The organism is Lachnotalea glycerini (assembly GCF_003201285.1).
In the GTDB taxonomy this organism is placed as follows: Bacteria; Bacillota; Clostridia; order Lachnospirales; family Lachnospiraceae; genus Lachnotalea; species Lachnotalea glycerini.
This window is the reverse complement of record NZ_QICS01000007.1, coordinates 219,045-238,970: the sequence shown is the minus strand read 5'-3', so window position 1 is coordinate 238,970 and position 19,926 is coordinate 219,045. Positions and strand designations below refer to the sequence as shown.

At 36.2% G+C, this 19,926-nt stretch carries 15 protein-coding genes; all 15 read left to right on the top strand.

The annotated features are described in order from the left end of the window. The first annotated feature begins 415 nt into the window (after positions 1-415). A complete protein-coding gene (locus tag C8E03_RS14220; protein WP_094376149.1) occupies positions 416-1,624 on the top strand; it encodes an ABC transporter substrate-binding protein in 1,209 nt (402 codons plus the stop codon). Between the two features lie 30 nt (positions 1,625-1,654). Further along, entirely contained in the window at positions 1,655-3,436 is a 1,782-nt protein-coding gene (locus tag C8E03_RS14215) for an ABC transporter permease (protein WP_242993553.1), read from the top strand. 2 nt (positions 3,437-3,438) lie between these two features. Further along, positions 3,439-4,557 carry an ABC transporter ATP-binding protein gene (locus C8E03_RS14210; protein WP_110291327.1) on the top strand — a complete coding sequence of 373 codons (1,119 nt, stop codon included), beginning with the start codon at positions 3,439-3,441 and terminating at the stop codon, positions 4,555-4,557. A gap of 24 nt (positions 4,558-4,581) precedes the next feature. Beyond that, entirely contained in the window at positions 4,582-5,448 is an 867-nt protein-coding gene (locus C8E03_RS14205; protein ID WP_110291326.1) for a ketose-bisphosphate aldolase, read from the top strand. A 41-nt stretch (positions 5,449-5,489) separates the two neighbouring features. Further along, positions 5,490-6,329 (top strand): MurR/RpiR family transcriptional regulator, encoded by an 840-nt coding sequence (locus C8E03_RS14200; protein ID WP_094376152.1) that lies wholly within the window; start codon positions 5,490-5,492, stop codon positions 6,327-6,329. A gap of 440 nt (positions 6,330-6,769) precedes the next feature. Continuing rightward, positions 6,770-8,527: a sensor histidine kinase gene (locus C8E03_RS14195; protein ID WP_242993551.1), complete on the top strand. Its 1,758-nt coding sequence runs from the start codon at positions 6,770-6,772 to the stop codon at positions 8,525-8,527. Between the two features lie 39 nt (positions 8,528-8,566). After that, the gene (locus tag C8E03_RS14190; RefSeq protein WP_110291325.1) at positions 8,567-10,156 is read left to right on the top strand and encodes a response regulator transcription factor; all 1,590 of its coding nucleotides are present in this window, start codon (positions 8,567-8,569) and stop codon (positions 10,154-10,156) included. A 127-nt stretch (positions 10,157-10,283) separates the two neighbouring features. Further along, positions 10,284-11,969 carry an extracellular solute-binding protein gene (locus C8E03_RS14185; RefSeq protein ID WP_110291324.1) on the top strand — a complete coding sequence of 562 codons (1,686 nt, stop codon included), beginning with the start codon at positions 10,284-10,286 and terminating at the stop codon, positions 11,967-11,969. Between the two features lie 77 nt (positions 11,970-12,046). After that, entirely contained in the window at positions 12,047-12,988 is a 942-nt protein-coding gene (locus C8E03_RS14180; protein ID WP_110291323.1) for an ABC transporter permease, read from the top strand. 12 nt (positions 12,989-13,000) lie between these two features. After that, positions 13,001-13,909, top strand: coding sequence for a carbohydrate ABC transporter permease (locus tag C8E03_RS14175; protein WP_110291322.1), 909 nt, complete (start codon positions 13,001-13,003; stop codon positions 13,907-13,909). A 10-nt stretch (positions 13,910-13,919) separates the two neighbouring features. Continuing rightward, on the top strand, positions 13,920-15,062 hold the full coding sequence (locus tag C8E03_RS14170) for a glycosyl hydrolase family 8 (protein ID WP_110291321.1): 1,143 nt from the start codon (positions 13,920-13,922) through the stop codon (positions 15,060-15,062). A gap of 36 nt (positions 15,063-15,098) precedes the next feature. Then, positions 15,099-16,649 (top strand): glycoside hydrolase family 43 protein, encoded by a 1,551-nt coding sequence (locus tag C8E03_RS14165; protein ID WP_110291320.1) that lies wholly within the window; start codon positions 15,099-15,101, stop codon positions 16,647-16,649. 238 nt (positions 16,650-16,887) lie between these two features. Continuing rightward, positions 16,888-17,508: a GntR family transcriptional regulator gene (locus C8E03_RS14160; RefSeq protein ID WP_110291319.1), complete on the top strand. Its 621-nt coding sequence runs from the start codon at positions 16,888-16,890 to the stop codon at positions 17,506-17,508. A gap of 329 nt (positions 17,509-17,837) precedes the next feature. After that, a complete protein-coding gene (locus C8E03_RS14155; protein WP_110291318.1) occupies positions 17,838-19,037 on the top strand; it encodes a quaternary amine ABC transporter ATP-binding protein in 1,200 nt (399 codons plus the stop codon). Then, positions 19,030-19,914, top strand: coding sequence for an ABC transporter permease (locus C8E03_RS14150; protein ID WP_110291317.1), 885 nt, complete (start codon positions 19,030-19,032; stop codon positions 19,912-19,914). The genes C8E03_RS14155 and C8E03_RS14150 overlap by 8 nt, the downstream gene beginning before the upstream one ends. Positions 19,915-19,926 lie beyond the last annotated feature (12 nt).

Here is a 19,926-nt window from a genome sequence, read left to right as displayed (position 1 = left end):
AAATTAGTAGACAAGGGTTTGCAACAAATGATTGCATGACGTAAAGCTGTAGAAAGAAGAATGTCGGAAAGCCGTATGAGGGAAAACCTCACGTACGGTTTGATGAGGGGAAAGAGGTCTTGCGACCTCCGACCTACTCTACAAGACCTTGTTGCATTTATGAATGAAAGCTATCACTTTATATGGTTGGTTAAAGTATAAAATATTACAATAAAACGCCTGCATGAAATAAAATTACATACAAAGTGGTAAAAAATAACAAAAATGTGAGCTGTATTATAATTATAAAGATAAAAGTGCCCAAACAAATTAATGAAAAAAAATATTATTACATAATATTGTTGACATTTTATTTCACGAGGGATATAATTACAGTGTAATCAGATAACATTTTACCTAAATTGGGAGGTTAAAAATGAAAAGAAAACTATTATGTGCATTATTATGTGTATCAACGGTTGCAGCAACAATGATGACAGGGTGTGGGAACAGCAGCGAATCAACAAAAGAAGAAACAAAAGAAGATGTTTCCGATACATCTTCAGAAACTGAGAAAACTGATGCAACAAAGGAAACGCAAGATGTAAAAGAAACGGAGATGACACAAGAGGAGTTAATCGAAGCAGCAAAAGCAGAAGGTACTTTAAGAGTTTATGGAGTACATAGCTATCTTGAAAAAGCAGCAGCAGCTTTTCAAGAAAAATACGGAATTACAGTAGAATGGACACAACTTGGAGAAACAGAACTTATGGATAAAGTTTCAACAGAATGTCAGGCAGGTATTAGTGATGGTGCTGATTTGATATTTGCACAAGATGGAGCTAGAATTAGTGCAGATTTGATAACGCCGGGATACATTCATCAATGGTCGAGTGATAGATTAGGTGCACTAACGGGCAATTCGGACATGAGCTTAAGCGTTTTTGAATACTCAGCAAAGGCATTTATCTATAATAATGAAAAGACCGGAGAAACTCCATATCTTACAAATATCTGGATGGTAACAGATCCTCAATATAAAGGTTTTTTCTCTATGAAAGACCCTACCGCAGAGGGTGTTAATTTTAATTTTCTGACCATGCTTACATCAGATGAGAACGCAGCCAAAATGGCAGAGGCATATAAAGAATATTATGGAAAAGATATTACATTAACGACAGATAATGCAGGTTATGAATTTATTAAAATGATGTATGAAAATGGAGTGGTATTAGGCACTTCTGATACTAAAATATCAGAAGCAATCGGAGCGAAAGGTCAGTCTGATACATGGGTTGGATTCTTTGCAGTACAACGATTTGCGACAGCAGCAGAAAAAGATTTGGCACTTGCCATGAATACCGAGATGAGTCCTTTTGTTGGCTGGTATTATCCAATTTATTCCATTATTTTAGAAAATGCGCAGAATAAAAATGCAGCAAAACTTTTTGTAGAGTATATGCTAAGTGAAGAAGGATGGTCTTTTTGGTCAGAAAATGTTGGAGATTATAATGCCAATACATCTTTGCCTTATGCTGGAGACATTTCATTTGAAGATTGGAAGAAAATTGCAATTGGTGAAGATTTAGATTATGTATACAAAAACAGAGCTGTAGTAGAAGATTTTATTTCTAGTATTCAATAAGATATAAGTATTTTGAACGGTGGTGAAGAATTGAAAAAAGCATTAAACAGACTGACAAATTATTATTCAAAACCATACAACGTTGTTTTATTAGCAATGATTTTGTGCCTGACATATTTAGTTGTGTTTCCACTACTCTCTATTTTTCAAGATACAGTCATTGTTCATAATGCTGAGGTAATGAGAATAACGGGTTCAAAAGCAGGAGATTTGACTGCCTATCATTGGCTGAAGATCCTTTTGGGCAAAGAAAGTATGAATAACTTTTATACACCATTAATGCATTCACTAATCACATCTTTGGGGTCTTGCTTTGTAGCTATTTTAGTGGGTGGATTATATGCATGGCTGGTAGTTCGGACAGATTTAAGATACAAAAAAACAGTTGCCCAACTATTTATGCTTCCTTATATTATGCCTTCATGGACTTTGGCGTTAGCTTGGAGTAACTTTTTCAAAAACAGTTTGGTTGGCGGAACAACAGGAATTTTTACATCCATAACAGGAATAGCTACAGCAAATTGGTTTGCATATGGACCATTTCCTATTATGCTGGTAAGCGGATTACATTATGCGCCATTTGCCTATATATTAATAGGCGGGGTTCTAAGAAATATGGATTCCAATTTGGAGGAAGCAGCAACCGTTTTAAAAACCTCAAAATGGCGCATGATGTTAAAAATAACAATACCGCTTGCTCTTCCCTCTATATTGTCAACATTTATTTTAGTATTTTCATCTGGAATGAATGCATTTGCAACAGCACAGTTTCTGGGTTTGCCGGTTAAGTATTATACTTTAACAACACAGATGTATCGGTATTTGAATGGAACGAATCCGGGAGCAGGATATGCATTGGCACTTATGATGATTATCATTAGTATGCTTGTGCTAGGAATTAATCAAAAAATGATAGGAACCAGAAAGTCCTATACAACAGTTTCAGGAAAGTGCTCTAATATATCTTTGACAAAATTAAGAGGTTCAAGAAATACGATTAGTATCATAGCAGTTGCATTTATCTTCTGTATTACAATTGTTCCGCTGACTAGCTTTGCAATCGAAAGCCTAATCACAATACAAGGTAATTACGAACTTTCTAATTTTAGTTTGAAATATTGGATTGGAACTGATAATGCAATCACTAATGGAATTTTAGTAAATAGTACCGTGTGGAGAGCCTTAAAAAATACAATTATTATTGCTGTATGTTGTGCATTGGGAGCAGGTACTTTGGGATGTTTATCTGGTTATGCAATTGTTAAACGATGGGGAAGCAAGGTTTCTAATATAGTAAATGGGTTAACTTTTATCCCATATCTAATTCCCAGCTTAGCATTTGGAACGATATATTTATCCATGTTTTCACAACAGCGAGGTTTCATACCGGCTTTATATGGAAGTCCAATCCTTCTCTTTATTATAGGAACGGTTAAATATTTGCCTATGGCTTCTAGATCAGGAGTAAATTCTATGTTTCAGATTAGTGCCACATTAGAAGAATCGGCGCAGATATTAGGAGCTGGCTGGGTAAAAAGAATGACAAGAATTTTGATACCAATTCAAAAGCAAAGTATCGTTTCGGGATACCTAATACCATTTATGTCCGGTATGAGAGAGTTGGAATTGTTTGTACTTCTTTATACTCCCGGAACAATTGTCTTAACTGCATTGCTCTTTCAATATAACTCAAAGGGCTACGATCAATATGCTAATGCAATAACACTTATGATTGTATTAATTGTAATTGTAGCGGACAAACTGATAAGTAAACTAACTGGTGCATCAATTGAAACTGGAATTGGAGGTTAAGAATGCCTAATATTTTATTAAAAAACATAACGAAAAAGTACAAAGATAGTGCGGCAGTCGATTGCTTAAATCTGGAAATAAAGGATGGGAGTTATGTGACTTTGTTAGGCCCGTCTGGATGCGGAAAAACCACTACGCTGCGTATGATTGCCGGATTAGAAACACCAACAGAAGGTGAAATATGGATCGGAGATAAACTGGTTTTCTCTTCCCAAAAGGGTATTGATATCACACCTGACAAAAGAAATATAGGCTTTCTGTTTCAAAACTATGCGTTGTGGCCACATATGACAGTATATAAAAATATTGCATTTGGGCTAGAAAATTTAAAATGGAACAAACAAGACATCAGCGTAAGGGTTACCGAATTATTAGAAACCTTGCAGCTTGCAGAATTAGCAGAACGTTATCCTTCCGAACTAAGCGGAGGTCAGCAGCAACGAGTTGCCATTGCCAGAACGTTGGCAACCAATCCGGCTATCTTACTTATGGACGAACCCTTATCTAATTTAGATGCAAAGCTTCGATTGGATATGAGAGCCGAATTAAAACGTTTACATATAGATACAAAATCAACGTTTGTATATGTAACACATGATCAACAAGAGGCAATGGCACTTTCAACAGAAATCTGTCTGATCAAAAAAGGCTTGCTGCAACAATATTGTCAGCCGCTTCAGCTATACAGCAGTCCACAGAATAAATTTGTTGCAGATTTTATGGGAAGCCCATCAATTAATTTTATAGATTTCATGTGCCAAAGCGAAGGAGATGTTCTTGATCTAAAGAGTGAGGACTTCAACTTAAAGTTTAGACCGGATGACGAAAAAATCACAAAGCAATTCGAGACAGCAAGGAAAGTAACATTGGGTGTCAGACCGGAATATATACTAATTCAACCGGATGGAAATATCGCGGCAAATGTTTATTCCTCCTTGCCCTCAGGCATGGAAACAATGGTAATTTTGGAAATTGGTAAATTAAAATTAAACGCAGTCGTATTTGGAAGCAAAGATTACCTGACAGGTTCAAAACAAAAAATCCGTTTTTCAGGCAATAAGAATATACTGTTTGATTATGAAACACAAAACAAGATAGGTTTGGGCTCAATTGAAGTCTGAAATAAATTCTAAAGGAGAAAAATTATGTTAATAAATATGAAAAATCTTTTAAAGGTTGCAAATGAGAATAAGTTTGCAGTACCAGCGTTTAATATTAGCGATTATTCTATGTTAAATGGAATTTTTGAGGCATGTGAGGAGAAACAATCGCCTGTTATTATAGCCATTCATCCGGATGAGTTAAAGCATGTAGGCACTGAAATGGTGTTGGCAATCAGAGAGAAGGCTCATAAGGCAAACTTTCCAGTATGTATCCATTTGGATCATGGTCAGACATTTGAGCAGACAATTCAGGCAATACAAGCCGGATTTACATCTGTTATGATAGATGGTTCCACATTATCTTTCGAGGAAAATATTGCAGAATGTAAAAAAGTAGTTGAGGCAGCACATGCAGTTGGGGTATCCGTAGAGGGAGAACTGGGAACTATCGGTTCAACTGACTCACAGGCTGAAACACAAGGGAACCAAATTATATATACAAACAGTGAAGATGCTGTAAAATTTGTTCAAGAGACTGGAATTGATACGTTGGCAGTAGCAATTGGAACATCACATGGAATATATCCAAAAGGAATGAAGCCAGAATTAAAGCTTGATTTACTGACAGAGATAAAAGGGAAAGTTTCGATTCCATTGGTGCTTCATGGAGGTTCTAATAATCAAGATCACGAAATTAAAGAATCAGTGACACGCGGTGTCAGCAAAATCAATATATCAAGTGATATAAAAGCTGCTTACTATGAGAAGATGAGAGAAGTTCTTGCAGATGAAAGCTTAAGGGAACCAAATGTAATTCAGCCGATTTGTGTTGCACATATGAAGAAAACCGCGTATCATAAAATAGAGTTATTTAATGCTGAAGGGAAAGCCGCTCTATACCAATCATAGAACAAAAAGAATGGGGTCCAATACATAGGAGGGGATAGTACATGAACAGTGAACTAACTGTCTTAGAGTTAATAAAAGATAATTATCAGGAAATTTTTTCGGCAGAAAGAAAAGTGGCAGACTTTATATTAAAGAATCCAGAAAATGCAGTGAACTCTAATGTTTCAGAATTAGCGCAAAAAAGTGGTGTAAGTGATGCTACCATTATTCGTTTTTGTAAGCATATAGGCTTTCAGGGATATTACCAGATGAGGATACAATTATCTGCTGATTTGGGAAGGCATAGTGCAGCAAATATGCTCAATGAAATAGATGAATCAGATCCAGTTTCAAGTATGTTTCAACGTTTTGCCAATAACTTAATTGAAATAGGAAGAAATATAAGCGTGAAAGAAATGGAATATTGCGTTGGGTTAATCAATGGAGCCGATCATGTACATTTGATTGCAGTAGGCAATACGAGTCCACACGCAATGTATATGGGATTTCGATTAGAGCGTTTGGGTGTACACGCTACCTATAATATGCTTCCCGAATATATGATGAATCACATTAACCTTGCAAAAGAAAATGATATTATTATAGCGTTATCTGAATCCGGAAGCTCGAAGCAGATTATCCAGATGTTAGATTTTGCGAAAAGAAAAGGTCTAAAAAATATTGTTATCACGGGATATCGTCATTCTCCAGTTTCAAAATATGCAGATTGCTTATTGCTTACAAAGGTTGCAGGAGAAGCATTCGACTATCTCAAGGAATACTCACACTTGAATTGTATCGCAGTGGTTGACGCAGTATTGGAATGTATTGAGAAAACATCAAAAATAGATTTGAAACCTGCAAATCAACCAGAACTCATTTTTTCTGAATATAAGCTGTAAGGACGGACTCGAAATTATGTTAAGTATTTGTAAATTGTAATGAACGAAATATAAGAAGGCGTTATCTACTATGAAAATAATAGATAGCGTCTTTTTTATGTAAAAGGAAATAGCGTCCTATTACATAAAAATGCTTCGCAGGATATGCACGAATGCAAGTGGAAAATGTCACTGCGTGACTTGTCCGCTGCTTTACTTATATTTAAGAGATTTTGTGAATATATTATAGTTAAATTGATTAGGAGGCGAGCTGCAATAGGTTGTCTAATTCGTGTATAAAAACTGGTAAATTAACCCATATTCTGCACTATGTCCTTTAAACAGATATAGTTTATAGGGATGATTTAACCGGTAAATTTAGTATAATAAAAGTTGGCTCAACCATTACAATAAGTTATTGATGATATCTATAGCCATGAATAGAAAGGGAGGGCTAGAATTTGAGACAACTGTGGAAGAAAATGAAAAGCATGATGGACGATTATAAGATTAAAAAAAAGCTGCAAATACTTTACGTGTATTGCGTTCTGATACCGCTTATTCTGACAGACAGTGTAATACTATATATTGTGATTCATTCCGAGCTGATTTCTAAGCAAAAGGGGATGGAAAATATTGCAAGTGCAGTACAATATAATCTATCTTATGACGTAGAAAATGCAGCGAGTGCCACAAAAAAGATATACATGAATAAATATGTCAATCAATTTATGGAAAATGAATATGAATCTGAATTGGATTATTATAATAATTATCTAAATTTTTTAAAGGATTCACTTTTTGAGAGCAGCATTGGTATGTCTGAGGCTACCATTACGATGTATGCAGATAACAGTACTATTATTAATGGCGGTGAGTTTTCACAGCTTGAGCAAATAAGAGACGCGAAATGGTACAAATATTTAAAGGAGTCAGATCAAGATTCTGTACTATACATTTATTATGATGACAGTAAAAGTCCGGCTGTAGATGCAAAGCGTAAGATATCGTTTATTCGAAAGCTTAATTTTTATGAACGAGATAGCTGTGAAAAAATAGTAAAAATGGATATGGATTACAGCAATATGGTTCGCAGCTTTGTTAAAATGAATTATGAAGCACCCGTTTATATTTGCTATGAGAATAAAATCTTATTATCTAACAACGGAAGTACTAGTGTATGGAGTGATTTTGAAGCATTTGACAAATTAAAAGAAGTAGGATTTGTAAAGAATATTACCATTTATGGAATGGAACTGCAAATTTATGTCTTAAAGCCTCAGATGGAGGTTATGACACAGATTATTAATAATATGCCGATTATCTTGCTTCTGGTATTCATTAATGCAATTCTGCCATGGATATTTGTTAAAATCATTAATTATTCCTTTACACAAAGACTACAGGAATTAAGTGATGTTTTTACGCGAATTGATGATGATAGGTTGTATGTTATTGAAAATATACGAGGTGATGATGAAATTGGCGGTTTGATGCACAATTATAACCGAATGGTAGCAAAGATTAATGATTTGATACAAACGGTTTATATTGACCGTTTAAGAGAACAAGAGATGGATATTGAAAGACAAAATGCAGAGCTGTTAGCTCTTCACAGTCAGATTAATCCTCATTTTTTATTTAATGCATTAGAAAGTATTCGCATGCATAGCATTTTAAGAAAGGAGTTTGAAACTGCACATATGGTGGAAAGACTTGCCATTATGGAAAGGCAGAATGTAGACTGGGGAAACGATTTTATTAAGGTTAAGGAGGAGATGGCTTTTGTGGAAGCCTATCTGGAGCTGCAAAAATATCGATTTGGTGACAGATTATCTTATCAGCTTGATATTAGTGAACAATGTCTGGATTATCAGATTCCTAAGCTTACCATCGTTACCTTTGTGGAAAATGCTTGCATTCATGGAATTGAAAGCAAACCAACTCCGGGATGGATTTTTGTCCGTATCTATCAAGAACGGTCAGAGTTTTGCATAGAGATAGAAGATACGGGGGGAGGAATAGAAGAGCCACTTTTGAAAAAACTTCTGGATAAGATGAACCACGCAAGTATAGAGAAACTAAAGGACAAGGAGGGAGTGGGTATTTTAAATGCCTGTTTACGTTTGAAAATGGCAACGGATAACAGAGTATACTTTGAGGTGGAAAGTGAAATAGGAATTGCAACAATGATTTTAATTAAAATTCCACTTCAATAAGAAACGTTGCTTTTATTTATTTAGTGGGAGGATAAAGATATGCTTCAAGTTTTATTAGTGGATGATGAGCCTTTTATTGTACAGGGGTTAAAGGTTTTGATCGATTGGAAAGAGCAAGGATACGAAATTGCAGGAACGGCAGCAAATGGAATGGAGGCCTTAAACTTTTTACATAAAACAAAAGTTGATCTGATAATCGCCGATATTAAAATGCCTGTTATGACAGGACTTGAACTATTAGAGGTCATAAGAAAAGAAAAAATCTCAGACGCATATTTTGTTATTTTAAGCGGTTACGGAGACTTTAATTTTGCACAGCAGGCGATACGTAATAATTGCTTAGATTATATTTTAAAGCCTGTGTTGAAAGAAGAACTGATCAAAATTCTTGAAAAATTATTAAGCCTGAATCAGGGCAATAAGCTTCAGCAGCAAACCGATCAAAGATTAAAAAAGGCCTATTTGGCAAGAAATATGATTTCATTGATATTTGGAAAGTATGACCAGATTAATTTGGACTATATTTACCATCAAATGCATTTGTCAAACGGAGTACGCTATATTGGTATTGAACTAGACCATATGGGTCAGATGGAAGAATTTATGGATGAGGAAAAGCGTCTTCAGCAAAGAAAACTCTACGATTCTTGTCTTGAATTTCTGGGTGAGGATGGAGATCATTGTATTTTAGATGTATCTAGCCATGAGAAAAGCTATGATATTGGCTTTATCTATTGTGATTATATGGCAAATTATCAGGAAATCTGTGAAAAGGAATACTTGGAGAAATTTTTAAAATTTTTAAATTGTAACACGGAAATTTCGGTTGTAATGTTGGTTGGCAAGAAAGTAGCTGATATTTCCCAAATATCCAAATCATATGGAACCTCATGCGTTCTGCGCTCTTTTCAGGCATTTCGCGTGAAGAGAAATATTTATTTTTATGAGGAAGAGGTACAGGTGAACAGCAGTGGAATTTTACTGTGTAAGGAAAGCTTGGACGCATTATTATTTGCAGTTGAGCAAAATGACAAGCTTCAAATCATAACAAGCGTGGAAAATCTGTACAAAGAAATGAATCAAATGGGCTTTAATGCAGATACGGTAGATTTAAATATCAACTATCTGCTTTTTCAATTTATTCATCTTGCAACTCAGCAGGACAGTTATGTAAATCAAGAAGAAATTATGCATTTCATTAGTGAGAATACATTTGAAGGCGGTGTAATGAGAGGAAGCAAGGCTCATTTGTCAAGATTTGCATGTGAGTATGCCCAATACCTTGCCCAGCTTCGTAAAAATGTATCTCGAGGGGTGTTATATGAGGTTGAAAAAGATATTCGGGAAAACTATGCACAAAATCTTACGTTAAGGGATTTAAGTAAAAAATATTATGTAAACAGTGCTTATTTGGGGCAGATGTTTCGCAAAAAATATGGACAGTCATTTAAAGATTATTTAAATAATTATCGAATTGACCAGGCTGTCATTAAGCTGCTTCGCACCGATGAAAAAATATATCGCATAGCAGAGGAAGTGGGCTACCATGATTTGGACTACTTTGTAAATCGTTTTATTACAGTTAAGGGTTGTACACCTGCTAAATTCAGGAAGCATGCTAGACAATAACGAATACAGGAGTAATTTGATAGGGTAATATATATAATTTACCCTATCTTTATATATGCTTTCTCCTATTGATAAGAGAGTATAAAAAGGTAAAATTTAACTATAAACATTTAAGGGAGGATATAACATGAAGAGGAAGAAACTTGTCGTAATGCTGCTTGTGGGGTCAATGGCTGCATCCATGTTTACAGGATGCTCCAAGGATGCAACACAAACCAGTAACACAACATCATCAAACAATGGGGAAAGTATCAAGGAATTTACTGCTTTTTTTGCAGTACCAGGATCAGAAATTAATGATGATAATGAAATTCAACAAAAAATTGCTGAAATCACAGGAGCAAAGGTAAAAGAAACCTGGCTGACCGGACAGACTGCAGAAGAGGCAGTGGGTACTTTAATTGCTGGAGGTGAATATCCAGATTTCATTGATGGAAGTAGTGGAACGCCTCAGTTATATGAAGCAGGTGCATTGGTAGCTTTGGATGAATATCTGGATAATTATCCAAATATAAAAGACTATTTTACAGAGCAAGAATGGGAACAGCTCCGTCAGGAGGATGGTCATATATACTGGATTCCTCAATTTAGCAACAGCTATGAAAAATTAATGGAAACTGACCATAATGATGAAGCGTTCTGGATTCAGACACGTGTGTTAAAGTGGGCAGGATACCCTGAAATAACAACAATGGATCAATATTTTGATTTGATTGAACGATATAATGAAGCCAATCCGACAATGGAGGATGGAATGACAAATATTCAATATACAATTCTATGTGATGACTGGAGATATTTTTGTCTGGAAAATGCTCCTTTGTTCTTAGATGGCTATGCGAATGATGGAAGTTGTATTGTAGACCCTGATACAAAAAAAGTAATAGATTATAATACAACTCCTACTGCAAAAGAATATTTTGAAAAGTTAAATACAGAATTTCAAAAAGGCGTCGTAGATCCAGAATCTTTTACACAAACGTATGACGAATATATAGCTAAGCTTTCCACCGGTCGTGTATTAGGTATGATTGACCAGTACTGGGATTTTCATTTTACTGTTAACGATGCCCTAAAGCAACAAGGGCTGGAAGATCAAGGCTGTAACTATGTTCCATTGCCAATTACAATTAAAGAGGGAGTTCAAAACAGATGGCACACATCTGGTGATACCCTAAATGTAGGAGCCGGATTAGCAATCACAACGAGCTGCAAAGATGTGGAGGGTGCACTACAATTTGTAAATGATATACTTGGTGAAGAGGTAGCGACTCTTCGTAACTGGGGCGTTAAGGATGTTGATTATCTCGTAGATGAGGATGGTGTATTCTATCGTACCGATGACATGCGTACTCAAAGTTCAAACACGGCTTATAAAGCTTCACATGCATGCGCCTATTCTTATTTTCCAAACTGGGGAGGAATGAGCCATGACGGTATCAATGCTGCAACACCGGCATTGCAACCTAACGAATTCCTTGATTCTATGCCAGATAATGTACAAGAATGCTTAGAAGCGTATAACTGCAAGACGTTTGTAGAAATGTTGGGTCAACAAGATATTCCGGGACCTTGGTTTCCAATTTATACATTTGCGGGAACATTAACCACGGCGACAGAAGGTGGTGTGGCATGGAATAAGATGTCAGATATCAAGCATGAGTATTTACCTAAGGTAGTAATGGCGACTGATTTTGAGAGTGCATGGTCAGATTATATGGAGGTTTATGAAGAATGTAATCCGGAAGCATTTTTAAGTGAGGTACAAACAGAGGTGGACCGTAGAATCGAAAACGCAAAGAAATGGGAATAACAACATAAAGGAAATACAGGCAGAGGCAGAGGGAGCTTTTACTGCAACTGCCTGTATTTAGTTAAAGGAGTGAGATAATGTCTACTAGTGTGAAGGTGAAAGAGAAACGTGAAAAAATAAATTGGAAAGAAGTCAAAAAGCAGAAAGTATTATTAATTTGGTCTGCTGTATTTGTAATATATGGTACTATATTTTGCTACCTCCCTTTGTTTGGATGGTTAATGGCTTTTCAAAATTATAAACCAAAGGATGGATTTATTCATTCAACCTTTGTTGGTATGGCTAAATTTAAGCAGTTGTTTTTAGATGATGGATTTATAAGAGTAATACGAAACACACTTGCCATGGGGGTGATTAATCTTGTCTCTACGTTTGTAATGGCAATTGTATTTGCAATCCTACTAAATGAGGTAAAGTCAAGAGGCGGAAAGAAGATGGTTCAGACGATTTCCTATCTTCCACACTTTCTCTCCTGGATTATCGTAACTTGTATCCTTCACGATGCTCTTTCTAGCACAGGTATTATAAATGAGCTGCTGATGAAGTTTCATGTGCTTGAGGATCCACTTAATTTTTTTGCATATCCGAAGTATTTCTGGTGGATTGTTGCATTTGCAAACGTTTGGAAAGAAACAGGATGGAATGCCATTATTTATTTATCGGCAATTACTGCGATTGATACAACTCTTTATGAAGCTGCCGCTATAGATGGAGCAGGACGTTGGGGAAGAATTAAATATATTACATTACCGGGAATCAAGCCAACGATTATGATATTGCTCCTGATGAATGTCGGAAATGTGTTAAATGCAGGCTTTGAGGTACAGTACTTGTTAGGAAATGGATTGGTGCAAAGCGTTTCTCAGACCATTGATATTTATGTTCTAAAGTGGGGTATCAGTCAGGCAGATTACTCTATCGGTACTGCAGCAGGTATTTTTAAGAGTATTGTTAGTATTATATTAATTGTAATTGCAAATCAAATGGCAAAAAGAGCAGGTGAAGAGCGATTGTTCTAAGGAGGCAGTAAAATGAATAGAAGAATAGTATTACATAAGAAGAAAAAAACTTCTTGTTCTGATAAAATATTTGTAGTGTTGAATACCGTTTTTATGATTATACTTGTTATTTTTACCTTATATCCCGTGTTAAATACGCTTGTAGTATCACTCAATGATGGTACAGATGCGCTTCGCGGGGGATTGTATTTGTGGCCTAGAAAGTGGACTTTACAAAATTACATCACAGTAATTCAAAAAAATAATTTGATAATTGGAGCGTATATATCCGTGGCGCGTACCGTTTTAGGTACTTTGCTTGCACTTTCGGCTAATGCATTGCTCGCATTTATTGTAAGCAGAAAACGATTTCTTTTTAAAAAACAATTGTCGTTATTTTGGGTTATTACCATGTATGTAAACGGCGGACTGATTCCAACCTTTTTATTATATAAGTCTTTAGGACTTACAAATAGCTTTTATGTGTATATTATTCCGGGGATGTTGGGAGCCTTTAATATGTTGGTTATTCGTACTTATATGGCCGGTATTCCGGATAGTCTAGAAGAATCTGCACAATTAGATGGAGCAGGTTACATGACTGTATTTGTGAAAATTATATCCCCTTTGTGTAAGCCGGTGTATGCGACAGTAGCCTTATTTATAGCAGTTGGACACTGGAATTCATGGTTTGATGCGATGCTATACAACCGTATGAGTTCGAATTTGACTACTCTTCAATATGAATTAATGAAACTGTTATCTTCTGTTACAAATCAAAGTACATCTGTGGAGGCTATGAAGAATGCGGCTTCGTCAGTCACACCAACCTCGGTTCGTGCGGCTGCAACAATATTAACTATGCTTCCCATTGTTTGTCTGTATCCGTTTTTACAACGATACTTTGTGACAGGACTGACCATAGGGGGCGTAAAGGAATAGGAGGTTATTTATGCAGGGAGCATATGATACTGGCATTTATCGAAATGTATTATTAGAATATGGATATACGATTCGGGAGATTGAAGATAAGCTGAATCAGGCATTTGAAATGCTTTTCTACGGAACAGCAAAGGAGCGAATATATCATACAGCAGGAGATGATAGGGGGTATATAGAGGATACCGGAAATCATGATGTACGTACAGAAGGAATGTCATATGGGATGATGATGTGTGTACAGATGAACAAAAAGTTAGAATTTGACTGTTTGTGGAAGTGGGCTAAAACCTATATGTATATGAAAGATGGAGAGAATGCAGGCTTTTTTGCATGGTCGTGTCAGACAAATGGGGAAAAGAATGCATGGGGACCGGCACCAGATGGAGAAGAGTATTTTGCAATGGCATTGTTCTTTGCAGCAAATCGCTGGGGAGATGGAGAGGGAATCTTTTGCTATTCGAGAGAAGCCAAAGAAATTCTTCATACATGCATTCATAAGGGAGAACATAAGGAGGGCGGCAGACCTATGTGGGAGCCGTCTAACAAGTTAATAAAGTTTATAACAGAGTGTGATTTTACGGATCCGTCCTATCACTTGCCTCATTTTTATGAACTATTTTCTTTATGGGGAAATGAGGAGGACAGCAAATTTTGGGAGGAGGCGGCTAAAGCAAGCCGAAGCTTTTTAAAAAAGGCGTGTCATATCGATACTGGATTGTGTGCAGAATACACAGACTATGATGGCAGACCAAAGAAATGCACCATAAATACAACGCAAAGGCATGATTGGTATTACAGTGATGCGTATCGAACCATAGCCAATATAGGTCTTGACTATTCGTGGTTTGCAAAGGATGAGTGGGAAAGTGAAAATGCGGATAGACTGCAGAAATTTTTCTCGGAAACAGGGAATGAAAATGGAGTATATTTAATTGATGGAACTCAATTAGAGGGTGTGAATGCATTGCATCCGATTGCCATAATTGCAACCAATGCGCAGGCTTCCTTGGCGGCAAAAGGCGTTTATGCAAAAGCCTGTGTAGAACGATTTTGGAATACCCCATTACGCACGGGCGACAGAAGATATTATGATAATTGCTTATACTTTTTTGCTTTGCTTTCGTTAAGCGGAAAATTTCGCATATGGAAATAAAAGAATCAAAGAAAAGGATAATGGAAAGGAAAAAATATGATTACAATATCAAACCCTATATTAAGTGGATTCTATCCTGATCCATCCATTTGCAGAGTAGGAGATGATTTTTATCTTGTCAATTCAAGCTTTGCCTATTTTCCCGGAGTACCGATTTTTCACAGTAAGGATATGGCTCATTGGGAACAAATTGGAAATATTCTCGACCGTAATTCACAGCTTCCGCTTAAGGGGTGTGGACATTCACAGGGAATATTTGCGCCAACCATTCGCTACTTTAATGGTACATTTTATATGATAACCACGAACGTGTCAGGCGGCGGAAATTTTATTGTAACGACAAAGAATCCAAAAGGGCCGTGGTCAGAGCCTTATTTTTTGGGAGAAGATGCGACTGGAATAGATCCCAGCCTGTTTTTTGATGAAGATGGAAGCTGTTATTATGTGGGAACACGGCCAAATCCTAAGGGAGTGCGTTATAATGGAGATTGGGAAATATGGGTTTCAAAGTTGGATTTACAAACGATGAAATTAACAGGAGAAAATCATAAAATCTGGAAGGGCGCACTTAATAACGTCATTTGGCCGGAAGGACCTCATCTGTATCAAAAGAATGGATATTATTATGTAATGATTGCTGAGGGAGGAACTGGACCAAATCACAGTATTACGGTTGCTAGGAGTAAAGAGGTTATGGGAACTTATGAGAATAATCCCAACAATCCGATTTTGACACACCGTCATTTGGGAAGCAATTATCCAATTATTTATGTAGGGCATGGTGATTTGGTTGACGATGAGAAAGGAAACTGGTATATGATTATGTTGGCTTCAAGACCATGTGAGGGCTTTACTAATCTAGGGCGGGAGACTTTTTTAGCTAAGGTGATATGGGAGAACAACTGGCCGGTGGTTAATCCGGGTATTGGCAAATTAGAAGAGAAGCTAATGCTTCAGGGTGAAGCTTTCTATAAACTCCCAAGACAGAGTACCTATCATTTCATGAATCAAAAGCTTGACGATGCTTTTGTAATGCTTCGAAATCCCGAAGAGGGTATGTATAATATGGCTGAGCGAGAGGGCTATCTAAGAATGAGATTGTACAAGGATAATTTGAAGAAGGCGGCTAATCCTGCCTATATTGGAGTGCGTCAGCAAGGATACTACTATCAATCAGACACCTTACTGGACTTTACTGCAAATCAGGATGGAGAAGAAGCCGGAATTGCAGTACTTCAAAGCAATCTGTATCATATCCGATTCGGCAAGATTATGGAACATAAAGAAGAATGGCTGATAGTAGCATTATGTGAAAACGGTACTGATACAATAATATCAAAACAAAAAGCACCCAGGGGAAAGCTTGAACTTCGAATTATTAATCGTGGACAGAAAGCAGATTTTTATTATAGAGTAAAAGAGGAATTCTTGCCAATTGCGAGTGGAGTTGATATGTATAAGCTTAGTACAGAAGTAGCAGGTGGATTTACTGGCTGTACGATTGGTATGTATGCTTCCTCAAATGGATGGGAAAGTGTAAACTATGCAGACTTTGGCTGGTTTTCATATGAGACTATTAAAATATAATAGTTAGAGCTAATGGGAGGAGTATCAAGAAGCTTATCAAGCATGTAAAACGCAAGTTTTTTTGCAGAGCTACAAAATGAATTGAGTCTAAAAGAATAAAGTTATCAAATGGAGAAAGCTTTCAGGCTAAGCATAGCATAACCTTGCACTATTTTATAATTTGATTTATAATTACTTCTTAAGGCACATATTGAATATGGGGACAGAAGTTCACCTACATGATTTTGAGGAAGGATAAATGAAAATAGCGATACCAAGATATCAGCAAATTGCAGCAGATGTTGCAACTAAAATAGCACAAGGTTATTATTTAGAAGGAGAAAAATTTTATGTTCGTTCTTCATTGGCCAGTCAGTATGGAGTTTCATCTGAAACTGCCAGACGAGCCATCTGCATCCTGTCAGATATGAAGATTGTTGAATCAACCAAAGGAAGTGGAGTATTAATAAAGTCAAAGGAAAAAGCAGTTGAATTCATTCATAGATTTAACAATATTAACCAAATGAGTGATTTAAAGGAAGAGATTTTGTCTAACCTTGAACAGCAGATAGAACATAGCAGCCAGCTTAAAATTCTGGTATCTGAATTTATGTATAAAACAGAACGATTTCAGGCAGTTCATCCTTTTACACCTTTTGAAATTGAAGTAACAGATAAGGCAAAGCATATTGGAGAGAGTATTTCTGATTTGAGATTCTGGCATAACACAACAGCAACCATTATTGCTATCAGGCGGGGGGAACAGATTATTATTTCACCTGGTCCATATGCAATCATTACATTGGGAGATATTATTTATTATGTTGGCGATGAAAATTGTCATGAACGAGTAAATAATTTTTTATACTCAATTGAATAAATTATTTAAACAGTTCCTAAATTGTGGGAGCTGTTTTTTGTTACATAGAGTAGACCTGTTGTGGTAACGTATAAACGTTTTGATTCGTATCTTTGGGGAGGGGAAGAAGGAAGTAATTTTTAGCAATCGCGTTTCGCGGGAGTATTTGCTTGCATAAGGCGAAGACAAAGTATTTATGGTTCATTTGATCAAATTTTTGTGTGTATGTAAAGTACAATGTACATTAGAATTTGACAAATTAACACAAACACTTTATAATAAACAAGCAACACTAAAAAAGATACAAGTTGTAACTATTGTAAAGTTGCAACTTTTAGAAAGGAGAATTTATGCCGAAAATAGAAGTTAAAAATATATATAAAATATTTGGTTCAACCCCAAAGCTGATTGTTCCTTTACTTGAAAAAGGGGATAGCAAATCCGTAATATTGAAGAAATATAAGCATAGTGTAGGTGTAAACAAAGCATCGTTTCAGGTAAATGAAGGTGAAATTTTTGTGGTTATGGGACTATCTGGAAGCGGTAAATCGACGCTGCTTCGTTGTCTAAATCGCTTGATTGAACCAAGCAGTGGTGAAATTTTTATAGATGGAACTGATATTACGAAGGTGGATGGATCCGAACTTCGAGAAATAAGAAGAAAAAAGATTGCAATGGTCTTTCAAAATTTTGCACTTCTGCCACATAAAACAGTACTAGAAAATGTTGCTTTTGGTTTAGAAATTCAAAATGTAAAAGTAGAACAAAGATTAAAGAAAGCTATGGAGATGTTGGAACTTGTAGGGCTAAAGGGTTATGGTAATGCAAAACCAAAGGAGTTATCAGGGGGTATGCAGCAAAGAGTAGGTCTTGCAAGGGCTCTTGCAACAGATGCAGATATTTTACTTATGGATGAGGCATTTAGCGCTCTTGATCCGCTGATAAGAAAAGATATGCAAAATGAACTTTTATCTTTGCAGGCTCATATGCAAAAAACAATTGTTTTTATAACCCATGATTTAGATGAAGCATTAAAAATCGGTGACAGAATTGCTATTATGAAAGATGGTAATATTGTTCAAATTGGTACATCAGAAGATATTTTGCATCATCCTGCAGATGACTATGTTAGAGAATTTACCCAGGATGTGAATCGTACCAAAATTGTTACAGCAGCCTCCATTATGCGTACAGCGGAATCCATCATTGTAGGAAAAGCAGGAGTTCGAACGGCGGCAAAGAAAATGAAAGATTTAGGCATATCAAGTATATTCGTAACGGACAAAAATAATATTCTACTTGGCATAGTTACCATTGATAAAGTATCAGAGATGATCAAGGAGCAGAAAGAGGATCTGAATGAAATTATAGATCATGATATTTTTACAGTGGAGTGCGATCATTCTATTGATACGATCATATCAGAGTTCATAAAATCAAAATACCCAATTGCAGTTGTAGATGAAGAAAATAAATTAAAGGGAATTGTCTTTAAGTCTACGGTTCTATCTGGAATTGCAGGTGAAGGAGGTGACCAAATTGATGCTTAGCACAAAAATTCCAATCGGTGCGTTCATGGAAAAGGTCATAAATTGGATGACAATAAATTTTTCTGACTTTTTTGATGGAATGAAGGCAGGACTTTCTCACCTGATAGAAGGAATAGAATTTTTTCTAAATGCAGTACCAATATTAATATTTATTCTAGTTGCAGTATTTCTTGCATGGTGGATAGCAGGTAAGGGAATTGCTGTTTTTACAGGGGTTGGTTTGCTTCTTATTCAAAATCTAACACTATGGAAGCAAACGATGCAGACTCTGGCACTTGTCAGTACATCAACACTAATTGCACTCATGATAGGGTTACCGCTAGGTATTCTTATGGCTAAAAATGATATGGCAAATAAAATAATAAGACCCATATTGGATTTTATGCAGACAATGCCTGCCTTTGTTTATTTAATTCCTGCAGTTTACTTTTTTGACCTTGGAACAGTACCAGGAGCAGTAGCTACAATTATTTTTGCGATGCCTCCTATTGTTCGTCTTACCAATCTTGGAATCAGACAGGTTCCAAAGGATATCGTAGAAGCATCCAGATCCTTTGGTGCTACATCAATGCAGTTATTGTATAAAGTTCAGATTCCTCTTGCAATACCTACAATCTTAGCAGGATTGAATCAGACCATAATGCTTTCGCTATCCATGGTTGTTATTTCTGCAATGATTGGAGCAGAGGGGCTGGGGAATATCGTTTTACAAGGAATTACACAGATGAAAGTCGGTAAAGGATTTGAAGGTGGTTTAGCCGTCGTTATTATCGCTATGATTCTGGACAGAGTTACTCAATGCCTTGGAAAGACAAATAGTAAATCCGGAAGAGTTATGATAAAAAATTTAAGAAACAGACAAGCAAACAAGAATTAAAATTAACAGGAG